The 14,577-nt window shown below is 35.2% G+C and carries 15 protein-coding genes; 5 read left to right on the top strand and 10 right to left on the bottom strand.

Annotated elements, in window-relative coordinates; genetic code table 11:
* The first annotated feature begins 236 nt into the window (after window positions 1-236).
* Together glsA and JFU54_RS18600 are read left to right on the top strand one after the other, a co-directional pair.
* Window positions 237-1,166, top strand: a complete 930-nt coding sequence (glsA, locus tag JFU54_RS18605; protein WP_002029606.1) for a glutaminase A — start codon at window positions 237-239, stop codon at window positions 1,164-1,166.
* 172 nt (window positions 1,167-1,338) lie between these two features.
* Window positions 1,339-1,683 carry a DUF3969 family protein gene (locus JFU54_RS18600; protein ID WP_016103267.1) on the top strand — a complete coding sequence of 115 codons (345 nt, stop codon included), beginning with the start codon at window positions 1,339-1,341 and terminating at the stop codon, window positions 1,681-1,683.
* Between the two features lie 162 nt (window positions 1,684-1,845).
* Here the strand turns inward: JFU54_RS18600 and ytaF are convergent, their stop codons facing one another.
* Window positions 1,846-2,457: a sporulation membrane protein YtaF gene (gene ytaF / locus JFU54_RS18595; RefSeq protein ID WP_002029603.1), complete on the bottom strand. Its 612-nt coding sequence runs from the start codon at window positions 2,455-2,457 to the stop codon at window positions 1,846-1,848.
* 137 nt (window positions 2,458-2,594) lie between these two features.
* On the opposite strand from ytaF, the gene JFU54_RS18590 reads away from it, so the two are divergent.
* Complete coding sequence (locus JFU54_RS18590; RefSeq protein WP_002029602.1) at window positions 2,595-3,248, top strand: helix-turn-helix domain-containing protein; 654 nt, start codon at window positions 2,595-2,597, stop codon at window positions 3,246-3,248.
* 97 nt (window positions 3,249-3,345) lie between these two features.
* Here the strand turns inward: JFU54_RS18590 and JFU54_RS18585 are convergent, their stop codons facing one another.
* From JFU54_RS18585 to JFU54_RS18575, 3 genes are all read right to left on the bottom strand, one after another.
* Complete coding sequence (locus JFU54_RS18585) at window positions 3,346-4,668, bottom strand: acetylornithine deacetylase (RefSeq protein ID WP_286676786.1); 1,323 nt, start codon at window positions 4,666-4,668, stop codon at window positions 3,346-3,348.
* 47 nt (window positions 4,669-4,715) lie between these two features.
* On the bottom strand, window positions 4,716-6,137 hold the full coding sequence (locus tag JFU54_RS18580; protein WP_201065790.1) for an amino acid permease: 1,422 nt from the start codon (window positions 6,135-6,137) through the stop codon (window positions 4,716-4,718).
* 105 nt (window positions 6,138-6,242) lie between these two features.
* Entirely contained in the window at window positions 6,243-6,497 is a 255-nt protein-coding gene (locus JFU54_RS18575) for a biotin/lipoyl attachment domain-containing protein (protein ID WP_002010281.1), read from the bottom strand.
* 301 nt (window positions 6,498-6,798) lie between these two features.
* Between JFU54_RS18575 and JFU54_RS18570 the strand changes: the two genes are divergently transcribed.
* Window positions 6,799-8,202 (top strand): sigma-54 interaction domain-containing protein, encoded by a 1,404-nt coding sequence (locus JFU54_RS18570; protein ID WP_002140274.1) that lies wholly within the window; start codon window positions 6,799-6,801, stop codon window positions 8,200-8,202.
* An 81-nt stretch (window positions 8,203-8,283) separates the two neighbouring features.
* The gene (locus tag JFU54_RS18565; protein WP_002140273.1) at window positions 8,284-8,481 is read left to right on the top strand and encodes a hypothetical protein; all 198 of its coding nucleotides are present in this window, start codon (window positions 8,284-8,286) and stop codon (window positions 8,479-8,481) included.
* Window positions 8,482-8,532: 51 nt separating this feature from the next.
* Here JFU54_RS18565 and truA read toward each other — a convergent pair whose 3' ends face one another.
* The 6 genes from truA to JFU54_RS18535 form a co-directional block, all read right to left on the bottom strand.
* The gene (gene truA / locus JFU54_RS18560) at window positions 8,533-9,270 is read right to left on the bottom strand and encodes a tRNA pseudouridine(38-40) synthase TruA (RefSeq protein ID WP_002125027.1); all 738 of its coding nucleotides are present in this window, start codon (window positions 9,268-9,270) and stop codon (window positions 8,533-8,535) included.
* 83 nt (window positions 9,271-9,353) lie between these two features.
* Window positions 9,354-10,733: a 23S rRNA (uracil(1939)-C(5))-methyltransferase RlmD gene (gene rlmD / locus JFU54_RS18555; RefSeq protein WP_002029595.1), complete on the bottom strand. Its 1,380-nt coding sequence runs from the start codon at window positions 10,731-10,733 to the stop codon at window positions 9,354-9,356.
* Between the two features lie 10 nt (window positions 10,734-10,743).
* Window positions 10,744-11,607 carry a DNA-3-methyladenine glycosylase family protein gene (locus tag JFU54_RS18550; protein ID WP_002140272.1) on the bottom strand — a complete coding sequence of 288 codons (864 nt, stop codon included), beginning with the start codon at window positions 11,605-11,607 and terminating at the stop codon, window positions 10,744-10,746.
* Window positions 11,608-11,666: 59 nt separating this feature from the next.
* On the bottom strand, window positions 11,667-12,449 hold the full coding sequence (gene pdaA / locus JFU54_RS18545) for a delta-lactam-biosynthetic de-N-acetylase (RefSeq protein WP_201065789.1): 783 nt from the start codon (window positions 12,447-12,449) through the stop codon (window positions 11,667-11,669).
* A 126-nt stretch (window positions 12,450-12,575) separates the two neighbouring features.
* Window positions 12,576-14,099 (bottom strand): class I fumarate hydratase, encoded by a 1,524-nt coding sequence (gene fumA, locus JFU54_RS18540; protein ID WP_201065788.1) that lies wholly within the window; start codon window positions 14,097-14,099, stop codon window positions 12,576-12,578.
* A gap of 206 nt (window positions 14,100-14,305) precedes the next feature.
* Complete coding sequence (locus tag JFU54_RS18535; RefSeq protein ID WP_002010264.1) at window positions 14,306-14,488, bottom strand: SE1561 family protein; 183 nt, start codon at window positions 14,486-14,488, stop codon at window positions 14,306-14,308.
* Window positions 14,489-14,577: the final 89 nt, after the last annotated feature.

The following is a 14,577-nucleotide window of genomic DNA, read 5'->3' as shown; positions in this document are numbered from 1 at the left end:
ATAGTTGTATAGATGTGTAGTTTTTATTTCTGAACTTTTTATGGATAAATCTCCTATTTCCAAACTGTTATATAAAAGGAAAATTTTCCTTTTATAACACGGAATAATCGAAACTGAAGACTCACTATAGAACATTCAACTTTCGTTTTATCATTCCACTTTTTCATGTTATTATTTATTTCCGAGCATATCGGGAAAAGTAAACTTAGCTAATTCGAAATAGGAGCGTTGGTACTATGCAGTGCATTGAAACAAACAACTTACAGCAGTTGTTAGAACAAGTAAAACCATATACGAAAAAAGGAAAACTTGCTACTTATATCCCCGAACTAGGAAATGCAAATCCAAATGATCTAGGGATTGCCATTTTCCATAAAGAAACAGAATATATCCATGCTGGTAACTCACAAACACTATTTACTCTTCAAAGTATTTCTAAAGTAATTACACTTGCTCTTGCCCTTTTAGACCGTGGTGAAGAATATGTATTTTCTAAAGTTGGAATGGAACCAACTGGTGACCCATTTAATTCTATTATTAAGCTTGAAACAACAAGTTCTTCCAAGCCTCTTAATCCAATGATTAATGCGGGTGCATTAGCTATTACAAGTATGCTAGCTGGTAATGATAACGAGGAGAAGATGGAACGCATTCTTCAATTTGTGCGTGATATAACAGACAATCCTACTATTAGTTATTCTTCTAAAGTTGCCACTTCTGAATTAGAAACAGCTTACTTAAACCGTTCACTTTGTTACTATATGAAACAAAATGGCATCATCGATAACGATATTGAAGAACTTATGGATTTATATACGCGTCAATGTGCAATTGAGGTTAACTGTATCGACCTAGCACGTATTGGTTTAATCTTTGCAATGGATGGATATGATCCTTATAAAAAGAAACAGATCATCCCTAAACATATTACGAAAATTTGTAAAACATTTATGGTTACTTGCGGGATGTATAATGAATCTGGTGAATTTGCAATTCGTGTTGGAATCCCTGCAAAAAGTGGTGTAGCGGGCGGCATTTTCGGCTGCGTAAAAGGCGAAATGGGAATCGGTATTTTCGGACCAGCTTTAGATGCAAACGGAAATAGTATCGCTGGTTTTAAAATTCTTGAATTACTTTCTGCCCAAGAAGGTTGGAGTATGTTTTAATTTAGAAGTTATCCTGCTATATTGGCAGGATTTTTTATTTCACAAAAATCCGTTCTACTAGGCATCAACACAATTCAAAAAACAGTAATAAAAGTTCTCTTTATTATGCATATTTGCTCCCCCCTCCTGAATAATATAGTACAACCTAGCGCTGTATGTGGAGGTGTAAAAGATGAAACTCATATTTCAAATGGAGAAACAACCTGTTCTCGAAAAAACAATTCTTCTTTTCATATTGAGTATTGTAGAAAGTTTGAAACTAAAAGTTGTTTCACTCGATGAAGCTCACCGATACATATTCAATTTAGAAGTGCTTGAACTATTAATGGATCGGAACATCGATGATCAAGTACTAGAACTTATTCATTTCGGAATGGGACTTGAAGACATTTACCATGTACTTCCCGAAGAACTTGAGCATAGTATTGAAGAACTGAAATGGCTTTGTATTCAAGTTTTAAGTGAGTACAGTATGCATGATGAAGAATGTGCACAACTAATTGAAGATATACGCTAAAAAGCACCTATACAGGTGCTTTTACTTTTTTAAACCTTTTTACACCAAAAATTTGTATAATACTTACAATCTTTCATTACCGTGAAAAGATTTCACGTCGATATATGCAATTTCTTAGTGTATTTCCAAGGAAATACTCGAATACTGTTTTCCCTATCCTTCTTACAACAATTGATCAATTCCAATAAGAATTAATAACACACCTGCAATTATAGTTGCCCATTTCCCTAAGTATTCAGCTAAAAATCTTTTACCAACATACGTAAAACCACTAATACAAATAAAACTAAAAACTCCAGAAATACATGCCGTAAGCCAAAGATTTAAATTTGTTACTCCAGCATCAAATCCACCTGCAATATTGTTTATGGACAATGCAACTCCTAAAACAATTGCTTCAGAAAAACTAATTGTTTTAGAACCATCAAAATCTGCTTTTTCTGGATTACGTAAAACCCCCATAAGTACACTACTATCTTTAGATTCTACGGTATCTTTTTGACTCAAGAAAGGCTGACATAAAATAAACACCCCGATTATTCCTAAAACGACTGCTCCAATAATGTTTGCTGTGAACTCTGAAATAAATAATGCGATCCAATTCCCAAAAAATCCAGCTAGTAAAGTAAATAAAAATCCAAAAAATGCGATGATAAAATTGTTAAGCCACGAAATTCGAATTTTACGAATGCCATATGCAATCCCAACACCTGCATTATCTAAATTAGACGCAATCCCGATTAAAAAAATTGAAAATAAACCTGCCGTACTCATCGTACAGTCACCCCTTTTCTCACTTTTCGTTGCATATTATGAAAATGTTGAGCAACTGTGCCTGTCTGTTTCATATACTTGTAATAAATGCTCAACATTTTTTCAACGATAGACAATAGAAAAGGAGTGCCTACATTATGCCCAATGGAAATCCAAATGAGCGGCTCGGTAAATTAATAAAGAAACTGTTAAAGGAGCGCGCTCTATCTATGCGCCAACTAGGAACACTTACAAATATTGATCCTGCAACAATTTCAAGAATAATTAATGGCAAACAACAACCGAAGCAAAACCATTTACAAAAATTCGCAAACTGTCTACAAGTTCCACCGCAATTATTACTTGATGAAATGTACCCTAACTCTCCACACATAAATAAGGAAAAAGCAGATATGTACACATCTCTCGATACAATTCAACAAACATTACAATCCTCTAACCTATTCGACTTCGAATACACAACAACTCGTGTAAAACAAGAACTTGAAAATTACGAGCGCTATGCTCAAACTACTGAAGGCGAAAAACGTATTCACGAGAGTTTCAAAAGTAAAATAGAACAAATTGATAGTGCTGGTCCTTTCATTGAGCAATTAACAAATATGTACCAACAATTTTGTACAGAAACCATTTCAACCGAAGAGCGTGCAATTATTGGGGGTGCCTTACTATATTTCATTTTATCAACAGACATTATCCCCGATTATCTTTTTCCAATCGGCTATTTAGATGATGCGATTGCCGTTGAATTAGCTAAAGAGAAATTAATTGAAATAAAACGAAAAACATAGAAAAATAAAGAACTATTTCAGTTGTTTATGTTCAACTCTGAAATAGTTCACTAAAAAAGCGTACAAGTACATACCTGTACAATTTCAATATACTAATCTATTTTTTTGTATGACACCATTCATATATGAACGCTGTTATTACTTTTGTAAATTCAATTAACTGCTCAACTTCAACTTTCTCATTTATTGAATGAGCTTCTTCTAATGTACCTGGTCCGTAAATAACAGCTGGAATGTTAAACTCACTAAACCATCCGCCATCAGTTACCGTTGCTGACATATTTAAAATTGCATTTTTAGATATAATAGATTCATGTACTGAACTTAGCGTTTTGACAGCAACATGTTCGCTATCTACTTCTAAAGAAGGAAAAATTTCGCCACGATCCACAATCATTGATTCTCCGCCCCACTTAAATTGTGGTGGGTTCTCTCTTAACCATGGATCTGCTGCTGCCACTTTTCCTAAATACTCTTCTATTTCTTCTATTATTTGTTCATGCGTTTCATTTGGATAAAAATGTACGGTTATCCACAATCGGCACTCATCCGCAATAAATGCCGCATGACGTCCTCCTTCAATAACAGCTGGATTAATTGTTGTTGTTCCAGATGGATAGCCTTCATATGTTTTCATGACTGCCCAATGACGCTCTAATTCTTGTAAGCTTTGGACAATCTTCATCATTTTCTCAATCGCACTCGCTCCAAATAGACGTCCTCCAGCATGGATCATTTGTCTACGTGTTGCATCATGAAACGTTTGCGGGCTTTTCACTGTAATCCATCCAGTAATTACGCCGCCCTGCCCTTGCATATGTAAATTACTTGTATCAACTACTACTGCAAAATCAGCATCATAACCACGCTTACAACATTGAAGTGTCCCTGCTTCTCCTACTTCTTCGCCAATTACCGATTGAAAAATTAAATCTCCAGGTAATTCAATCCCCACTTCTTCTAAAAGCTGAATAGCAAATAAGGCTCCAGCTAGTCCACCTTTCATATCTGCTGCGCCTCTCCCAACTAACCAACCATCTTTTATAAACGGCTCAAACGGCTTTGTTTCCCACGGTTCGTCCTTTGATACTTCTGCAACATCTATATGTCCATTAATAATGAGACTTTTATGTGACTCACTTGCTGTCCCCTTTTTCACTCCAACAACATTCGGATCATTTGGATATACATCCCACTTATCAATACTAAAATTTCGTTTTTTTAGAAATTCCGCAACAAATTCTTGCGCCTCATTTGTATTTCTTGCTGGTGGTGCTGGTGTTTCAAAACGAATTAAAGTTTTTGTAAGTTCTAGTAGCTCCTCTTTTCGTAAATCAATCTGTTCTAATAGCTGTGAAACTTCTTGATTCATTGCTAATTCCCCTTTGCATACGTAGTATGTTTCCAAATTTATTTTCACAAAAAAAGAGACTGTTTACAATCTTACAGTCTCCAAATTAATCACTATTATAAACTTTCTAATTCGGTTGTATTTGTCTTTTCAATATGTTCTACTTTACTTCTCTTATTTCTAGTAGCACGATAAAACAGTAAACAAACAATCATAAATGGAATACCACAATACAATGCCATTCTTTGTTCTGGAATAAAAGCCATAGCTACAATTACTGTTAAATTTAACACTAAAGCAAGAATTGGAACAAATGGATACAGTGGTGTTTTAAATTTCAAATCCTTAATATCTCCCCCTTGCTTCACGTATGTCCTTCTAGCTAATAGGTTAGATAAAGCAATAGATGCCCAAACTAATATCGCTCCAAACCCAGCAATAGAAAGAAGCCATAAATAAACTGTATCTTCCGCATAAATACCTGATAGTAATGAGAGACACCCTACAAACGTACTTACAATCAATGCATAAATAGGAACACCGTTTTTAGATAACTTACCAAAAATCGGGCTAATCATTCCTTGATTAGACATAGACCATAGCATACGGGAAGTTGCATATAATCCTGAATTCGCAACTGATAGTACAGCTGTAATAATAACAAAATTTATAATATCAGCCGCATAAGGAATACCAATTTTATCAAATACAACTACGAATGGACTTTCTATCACTCCTGCTTGCTGCCAAGGAAATAGTCCCGCAAGAATAAAAATAGATAGTACAAAGAAAATAAGTATGCGCCAAACTGTATTATTAATTGCCTTCGGGATAGTTTTCTCTGGATTTTCACTCTCACCAGCTGCAATACCAACTAGTTCTGTTCCTTGGAAGGAAAAATTAACTGCAATCATCGTAATTAAAATGGCTGATAACCCATTTGGGAACAATCCACCATAATCAGTAAAGCTAGAAAACATCGGCGCTGGTTCATTTCCTTTCATATCTAGAAAACCAAACATTGCTGCCCCGCCCAAAATGATAAATGCAATAATTGTAATTACTTTAATACTTGCAAACCAGAATTCAACCTCCGCAAAACTTTTTGAAGATAACGCATTAATAACAAAGAGCAATACGGCAAACACTACGCACCAAATCCATGATGATACATCTGGAAACCAACGTTTCATTAATATACTAACTGCAATTAATTCAATGCCTATCGTAGCCGTCCAGTTTAGCCACGACATCCATCCCACTACATAACCCGCTGCAGGTGAAATATGTTTTGTAGCATATGTTTGATACGATCCTGCATCAGGCATCGCAACCGCTAACTCTCCAAGACAGAGCATCGTTAAATACATAACAAATCCACCGACAAGATACGCTACAATCGCTCCTCCAGGTCCAGCTTCATGAATTGTATAACTGGATCCTAAAAAAAGCCCAGTACCAATAACCCCTCCGAGTGCAATCATAAATATGTGCCGACTTTTCAATTCTCTTTTTAATCCTTGGTTTTGATCCATCATATAAATCCCCCCTTTTCACTTTGCAAACCCATTTAATGTAAGCGTTTTTAAAATTCTTCATAGTAAAAATAATTATTTAAAAGAGCAAAATACATATTACTACTATTAATCACTACCTGTTATTAAAAGGTCATCCCTCACTGTTATTAATAGTTTTTGATCAGCGATAGCTTGTCCTTCTACCACTTCTAATGATTCGATATAACCACTGATTCCCACTTTAATTTCCACCTGCTGCTTATCTATTGTTTCAATTAACGCTAATTTTTCCCACTCATATACGTAAGAACTTTCAGTAACAAATAATTTCTCTACTTTCCCGTAACAAGGACTATACACGCCTTCTATAACCGTCTTCACTTTATAAATTCCTCCCTCTTATTAATTGAAACTGAAACGTTGCATACACTATAAAGATTCATAATCCCCCTACTCTTTAAATTTAGAGATCTTAACTACTATTCATGCAAAATACGTACCAACCTCAATACCTATGTAAAATTAGGATTTCTTACGAAAAAAATCTGCATAACCGCAAAAATTTTCTATCATTTGAAAATTTTTAAGAGAAAATAGTAAAAAAATTTTGCGATTTTATAAGAATTTTAATAAAATTATAAAAAGTCAGTCTTCATAGGGTATAACGAGGAGAAGATAATACATGCATACAGAAGAAATCAATTTTAAAAAGATTATTGAAATGAATGTGCTATACGAAACTTTACTCAATGAACTAGATATTGGGATCCATATTATTAATGAGGAAAGTAAAACGATTATCTATAACCGTAAAATGATGGAAATTGAATCAATGGATCGCTTAGATGTGCTAGATAAAAATCCTTTAGAAGTATTTGCATTTGAAGAAAATAAAAATAGTACTCTTATAGAGGCTTTAAAACTTGGAAAAACAAACAAAAATATAAAACAAACGTATTTTAACAATAAAGGACAAGAGATTACGACGATTAACGATACTTTTCCTATAATAGAAAATGGAAAAATTAAAGGCGCTATTGAAATTTCAAAAGAGATTAGTCATTTAAAACAAACAATGAAAACGAACCTTTCTCGAAAACAAAATACTAAGTTTACCTTTGATCACATAATTGGTGATTCTAGAGCTATTCAATCGGTCATTACAGAAGCAAAGAGAGTAATACGTACGCCATCCTCCATACTTATAATCGGGGAAACAGGGACCGGTAAAGAGCTATTTGCGCAAAGCATCCATAATGAAAGCCAGCGTTCAACAAAACCATTTATTTCGCAAAACTGTGCCGCTATACCAGAAACCTTAATGGAAAGTTTACTATTTGGTACAAATCGAGGTGCTTTTACAGGGGCAATAGATAAACCTGGTTTATTTGAAGAGGCAAATGGGGGAACTTTGTTATTAGATGAAATCAACTCATTAAGCCCAGCACTTCAAGCTAAATTGCTGCGGGCTATACAAGAAAAAACAATACGAAGAATCGGAGGCACACAAGAAAAAGAAATTGATGTTCGTATTATAGCAACTATTAATGAAGATCCTCTTGAAGCCATAGCACACAATCGATTAAGACAAGACTTATATTACCGATTAAGCGTTGTTACTTTATGTCTTCCACCTTTACGGGAACGAAAAGAAGATATTGCATATCTTGTTCAACACTTTATTGAAAAATACAATATCCAATTTGATCTTAGCGTAAAAGATGTAGATTTAAACGTAAATAACTTCTTCTATAAATACGATTGGCCTGGTAATGTGAGAGAACTAGAACATATAATTGAAGGCTCCATGAACTTAATAGAAGATGAAGATATCATTACAGCGTTCCATATGCCAACGCACTTTCGCGAACTAGCAAAAAAGGAACTGAATATGCAGACTCTGCTAACTAGTCACAATACTGATACGCCACAAACTTTAAAACGTATAATCGAAGAAATGGAAAAGAAATATATCCATCAAATTCTTAAAGAAAATAAAGGTAATATCTCACAAGCCGCAAAATTTTTAGGATTGAGTAGACAAAACTTACAATATCGAATTAAAAAATTGCACTTGCACATATGAAATGAACCTTTCTCCAAGTGTAAAGAAACTGGTAAAATATGTTATAATAAACGCATAATATGCTAGAAAGGGGCAATGTATATGAGTAATGATAAGAAGTTGAAGTTATTACACTACTTAGGTCTTTTCCCTACCATTCTATGTATAATGCTATTCATTGATATGAGCAGCTTTCCTCATGCAAAGCTCTTAGGCACAATTAGCGGCTCCTTTGCAGCTATTATGCTTGCTGCTTTTTGGAATTTGAAGCTACGTATGAAGAAAGAGAAATCTTCTTAATTTCAGAGTGCAAAAAAATCGAGCCTTATCAGCTCGATTTTTTACTTATTATTAAAATTCAACATTCTCCAAATACAATCCACTCGCCTCAGCAAGACAATTAATTTGATTACGTTGTTTTTCCTCTAAAATGTTTGGAATTGCGTCCGCCTCTAATTGCCCTAATCCAACTTCAATTAATGCTCCAACAATTTTCCGCACCATGTTATGAAGGAATCCGTTACCACTTACTCTAATTTGTACAAATCCTGATTCTTCGGAAACATCAAGTGTATACACTTCTCGAACCATAGATTTTTTCTTAGACTTTGCATTTGAAAAGGCAGTGAAGTCATGTGAACCAACTAAATGTTTCGCAGCTTCTTTCATGCTTTTCACATTTAATTGTTTATTCACGTGCATGCTGTATTTACGCATAAATGGGTTCGTATGCTCTTCATTCCAAATTTTATAAAGATATGTTTTTGCTTTAGAATTGTAACGAGCATGGAAACGATCTGGTACTTCTTCTACACTCGTAATACTAATATCATTTGGTAAATATTGATTTAAATACTTTTTTACTTTATGTTCTACTAACTTCTCATCACTTTGAAAGTTAGCTACTTGATTCAAAGCGTGTACACCAGCATCCGTTCTACTACAGCCGATAATTTCAATTTCTTTTCCGACCATTTCAGATATTATACTTTCGATTTTCCCCTGAATCGTATTGTCATTATTACCAAGACGTTGCCACCCTTTATAACGCGCACCATCATATTGAATCGTCAATTTATAATTGTTCATTATATTCTCCTTACTTCCATTCGCTAAATAAAATATACCCTCACATAGCTCCTGCTTTGTGAGGGACATATCCTTATTGAATGTTACTTTCTAACAAGTTTCACTACATTTTCTACATGCGCAGTATGCGGGAACATATCAACTGGTTGTACATACTCCACTTCATAGCTCTCCATTAATGTTTCCACATCACGTGCTAATGAGGACGGGTTACAAGACACGTAAACAACTTGTTTCGGTTTCACTTTTAAAATCGTTTCAAGTAATTTATCATCACAACCTGTACGCGGTGGGTCGACAACAATGACATCTGGACGCCAGCCTTCTTTTACCCACTTTGGTAACCATTGTTCCGCTTTACCAGCTTCATACTTTGCATTTGTGAATCCGTGGCGTTTTGCATTTTTCTTTGCATCTTCAATCGCTTCTGGAATTACATCCATACCACGTACTTCCGCTGCATCATTCGCAAGCCAAAGTCCAATCGTACCGACACCACAATACGCATCCACAATCTTCTCGTTTCCTGTTAAAGCAGCTGCTTTTTTCGCTTCATCGTATAAAACAACTGTTTGTTCTGGATTTAATTGGAAGAATGCGCGTGCTGATAATTCAAATGATAAATCACCTAGTGTTTCTTGAATTACTTCTTTTCCAGCTAATTTAAATGTTTTATCACCGAAAATAACAGATGTTTTACGCCAGTTTACGTTTTGCATAATTGATTTAACACTTGGCATTTGTTTTTGCACTTCTGCGATAAATTGATCTTTATTTGGTAATTCTTCTTTTGTTGTAATAAGTGTGACTTGCACTTCTCCTGTTTGAACTGCAGTACGTGTCACAATTGTGCGTACTAAACCTTTTTGTTTTTTCTCATTGTAAATAGAAACATTTAATTTTTCTAATATACGTCTTACAACTTTTGTCGCTTCATTCGTTGCTTTATGCTGAATCATGCAATGAGAAATATCAATTAACTGATGTGAGTTTTGCTTATATAACCCTGTAATAACCTTTTCGTCTTTACGCCCCACTTGCAATTGACTTTTATTACGATAATGCCATGGATTTTCCATACCAAGCGTCGGACGAATTTTCTCTTCCAGACTGTTATTCATGTACTTCTCAAATGCTTGTACAACGATATCACGCTTTTGATTTAATTGTTCTTTATAATCTAAATGCTGCAATTGACAGCCACCACACTCCTCATATACTGAACATGGTGCTTTCACACGATGTGGTGAGGATTTACGAACTTTTTTCACTTTCGCTTCAGCGAAGCCACGCTGAATTTTCGTTGCTTCAGCAACAACTTCTTCTCCTGGTAATGCCCCTGGAATGAAAACAACTTGTCTCTTAAAATAACCAACGCCTTCTCCGTTAATCCCAAGACGTTTAATTGTCACAGGAAACGTTTGACCAACTTCCAACTTACTCTCTTGTTGCTTTTGTATCATTATTACACCTCTACTCTATACTTTTCCATAAATATAACGCTGCATAACTGCAATATGGTTCACACTCTTGTTTCACTTTTTCTAAAAATGCATCATCAGGCTTATTATCTAATTGAAATACACCTTGCACTGCGCGCTGAATTCCAATGTCTGCTTTTGGAAACATATTTTTCCGACCAAGCCCAAACATTAAAAAGTTTTGCACTGTCCATGCTCCAATACCCCTTATTGGTAACAATTGTGCCGATACTTCTTCTTCTGTTTCGTTTTGTATCCTTGCTAAATCTAATTTACCGCCTACAATATGTTTTGCTAATCCTACTATATATTCGGCTTTTCGCTGACTAAACTTCTGCTCTCTCAATTCTTCTATTGAAATGTTTGCTACTCTTTCTGGTGTTGGGAAAAAGAAAACGCCGTTCTTCTCTGTCCCATATCGTTTTACAAATTGATCTGTTAGCACAGTAGCAAATTTCAAATTTATTTGTTGATGAATAATACAGCGAAGAAGACAAGCGAAATAATCAAATTCTAAAATAATTGGAGTATAAGCATATGTTTCAAATAGTGGACGTAATGATGTGTTTAAAAAATGATTTTGTATATTTTGAAACGGTTCATTCCAGTGAAAAATGGATCTCATTCGTTTCATTACTTTCTCTTGATCTCCTGCCTGACTAGAGATCCAAAACTGTGGATTTTGAACAGTACCAATCCCTTGCAAACGAACAACAATCTGTTCTTCGTCTATAAAAACCGGGACATAAATTACTTTCTCGTCTAATTGAATAACGTTTAACGGGTCGAAAGATAAACGCTTTAGTACTTCCTCAAAATGGTACGGATATTCTAACGTAACATGTTCGCTCCACATACGTTTCCCCATCCTTTTTACACATCATTATAGCATGAGAAAACCGCAAGCATACATGCTTACGGTTGATTGCTTTTTACTAAATCATCTAGGCTTTTAAAATGATACCCTTTCTCGCGCAAATCATCAATGATTTTCGCAAGTGCTTCTGCATTATCTTTTGATATTGCATGAAGTAACAAAACAGATCCTGGATGAATCATAGTCATTACATTATTATGAGCGTATTGCCATCCTCTTTGCTGATCTACTTTCCAATCAAGAAATGCAAGCGACCAAAACACGTTATAATATCCCATGTCTTTCGTAAGCGCTAGCGTTCTTTCACTAAACACGCCTCGCGGAGGGCGTACATATTTCACTTCTTTTTGCCTAGTAACTTTTTTAATCTCTTCCGTTACGCTCGTTAATTCTTCACGAAGTTTTGCATCATTTACTGTTGTAAAATCTGGATGACTCCAAGAATGATTACCAATAATATGTCCTTCATTTTTCATTCTTAATAATAAATCTTTTTGTGTTTTTATATAATGTCCCGTCACAAAGAAAGTTGCTGGTACTTTTTTCTCCTTCAGTACATCTAAAATCTTTCCTGTATATCCATTTTCGTATCCATTATCAAATGTTAAATAAATATCTTTTTTCTTCGTATCTCCTAAATAAAACCCACCATTTTTTTGTAGTAATTCTGTATATAGTTTCCCTGCATCTGGCACCGTTTCATTTTTAGGACGTGGGATTCCCCAGTTATGTGGTGTATTCGTATAAGCAAATGTTGAAACTGGAACAAGTGCCATCATAATTGAAAAAATGAGACCTATATATAACCATTTATATTTCATAAATAGTCTCCTTTCCATATATAATCGTACCTGTAGTTTCTGTTTCCCTGCTTTCTTTCATGCTGAACATGTTTTTCTATATATACCAAAAAAATGCACCTCGAATAATTCGAGATGCACTTCTCTTTACTTAAATACAGGTTCTTTAAAGCTGGCCAATTTTTCAAGTGATGTTTTATCAACATCAGCATGTAGACTTTTACCATGAGAATCCATCGTTACAACTGCTTTAAAACCATCGATACGTAAATGCCACATTGCCTCTGGGATACCGAATTGTAAGAAATCAACATCTTTCACTTCTTTAATACATTCAGCATAATATTGCGCTGCACCACCAATTGCATTTAAGTACACACCACCGTGTTCTTCTAAAGCTGCTAATGTTTTAGCACCCATACCGCCTTTACCAATTACAGCACGAATACCGAACTTTTTCATAATATCGCCTTGATATGGCTCTTCACGAATACTTGTCGTTGGACCTGCCGCTTTAATTTGCCAATTATCATTTTCATCTTTCACTACAACTGGACCACAATGATAAATAATTTGTCCCTTTAAATCTACTGGACAATCGTTATCCATTAAATGTTTATGAATCGCATCACGTCCTGTATACATCATGCCGTTAATTGTAACAACATCACCAACACGAAGTTCACGAATTTGCTCTTCTGTAATTGGAGCTTGTAATACGATTTCACGCTGCTCTGCTTGTTCTTGCGCAGCATCTTGCTGAAGTGTATCTTCACCTTCCTGGTACAACCAATCCATAATTTCACCTGTTTCAGGATGAATTGTTACACCAAGACGACGATATGCCCAACAATTATACGCAACAGATACGTAGAAGCTCGCTGGCAAACGATTATATACTCCAATTTTGCAACCTAATAAAGTTGTTTCTCCGCCAAATCCCATCGTACCAATGCCAAGCTTATTCGCATTCTCTAATACGTACTCTTCAAGTTTGTGTAATTCTGGAACTGGATTTACATCATCTAATGTACGGAATAATTGATTTTTTGCTAATTCGTAACCTGATGTGCGGTCTCCCCCGATACCGACGCCGATTACTCCTGCGCTACACCCTTGACCTTGCGCTTGATATACTGCATGAAGAAGGCATTTACGAATTCCTTCTAAATCACGCCCAGCTCGTCCAAGTCCTTCTATTTCACAAGGCAGGCTATATTGAATATTTTTATTCTCACAACCGCCGCCCTTTAAAATTAAACGTGCATCAATGTAATCTTTTTCCCATTGTTCAAACTTAATAACAGGTGTACCTGGTCCTAAATTGTTTCCGCTATTGTCTCCAAAAAGAGAATCAACAGAGTTTGGACGAAGTTTACCATCTTTTGTCGCCCGCTCAAGCGCACTATAGATAGCTTCCTTCAGTTTTAATTGATTCACACCAACTGGTGTATAAATTTTAAACGTTGGCATCCCTGTATCTTGGCAAATTGGCGAGATATTATCATCTGCCATTTTAATGTTATTCGTAATTGTGCCAAGTGCCATCGCCGAACGAGTTCCTGCATTTTCTCGTTCTTTCGCTTGTTGAATTGCGCGACGAACATCTTTCGGTAAGTTCGTTGACGTTTCAACAATTAGTTGATACATGCTTTCTTGAAGCTTTTCCATTGTTACTTCCCCCTCAATTGTGAACGCTACCAAAACGTTATGAAATGAAAATTCCATTGTTATACTCTTCAGCTGTTTATTTATTTCACGCCATTAAAGGTTAAATGAAATTTTTCACAACTTGATTATACCTTTTTTTCTATATTCCTTCTATTATCCGCACAGAAAAAGGCTGCCAATTTTGTAGTGGCAGCCTTTTTAATATATTATTCGTCTTTTTTAAATTGCTCACATTTCAGTTCTAATTCATCTAACATTGCAAGAAGACGATCTACATCTTCTAATTCTACCTCTTCTGGTTCAATCGTATCAATTACTTCAATGAACATATTTAAACGTTCTTTCAAATATACTAGTTGTGAATCTTTACCTTGAATTGCTTTTCCCATGAAGGCACTCTCCTTTTAATTCGAGTTGCTTTTATTATACCGCAAAAATGATTGCTATGGGCATGTAATTTCATCAATTTCGTCACAGT

Origin of the sequence: Bacillus sp. TH19, from assembly GCF_016651075.1 — a bacterium.
Taxonomy (GTDB): domain Bacteria; phylum Bacillota; class Bacilli; order Bacillales; family Bacillaceae_G; genus Bacillus_A; species Bacillus_A mycoides.
Note: the sequence above shows the minus strand (reverse complement) of the source record. Positions and strands in the feature narration are given on the sequence as shown.

Coding starts and splice junctions, on each gene's coding strand:
- glsA (WP_002029606.1), top strand. CDS start 237: ATGCAGTGCATTGAAACAAACAACTTACAGCAGTTGTTAGAACAAGTA.
- JFU54_RS18600 (WP_016103267.1), top strand. CDS start 1,339: ATGAAACTCATATTTCAAATGGAGAAACAACCTGTTCTCGAAAAAACA.
- ytaF (WP_002029603.1), bottom strand. CDS start 2,457: ATGAGTACGGCAGGTTTATTTTCAATTTTTTTAATCGGGATTGCGTCT.
- JFU54_RS18590 (WP_002029602.1), top strand. CDS start 2,595: ATGCCCAATGGAAATCCAAATGAGCGGCTCGGTAAATTAATAAAGAAA.
- JFU54_RS18580 (WP_201065790.1), bottom strand. CDS start 6,137: ATGATGGATCAAAACCAAGGATTAAAAAGAGAATTGAAAAGTCGGCAC.
- JFU54_RS18570 (WP_002140274.1), top strand. CDS start 6,799: ATGCATACAGAAGAAATCAATTTTAAAAAGATTATTGAAATGAATGTG.
- JFU54_RS18565 (WP_002140273.1), top strand. CDS start 8,284: ATGAGTAATGATAAGAAGTTGAAGTTATTACACTACTTAGGTCTTTTC.
- truA (WP_002125027.1), bottom strand. CDS start 9,270: ATGAACAATTATAAATTGACGATTCAATATGATGGTGCGCGTTATAAA.
- rlmD (WP_002029595.1), bottom strand. CDS start 10,733: ATGATACAAAAGCAACAAGAGAGTAAGTTGGAAGTTGGTCAAACGTTT.
- JFU54_RS18550 (WP_002140272.1), bottom strand. CDS start 11,607: ATGTGGAGCGAACATGTTACGTTAGAATATCCGTACCATTTTGAGGAA.
- pdaA (WP_201065789.1), bottom strand. CDS start 12,449: ATGAAATATAAATGGTTATATATAGGTCTCATTTTTTCAATTATGATG.
- fumA (WP_201065788.1), bottom strand. CDS start 14,099: ATGGAAAAGCTTCAAGAAAGCATGTATCAACTAATTGTTGAAACGTCA.
- JFU54_RS18535 (WP_002010264.1), bottom strand. CDS start 14,488: ATGGGAAAAGCAATTCAAGGTAAAGATTCACAACTAGTATATTTGAAA.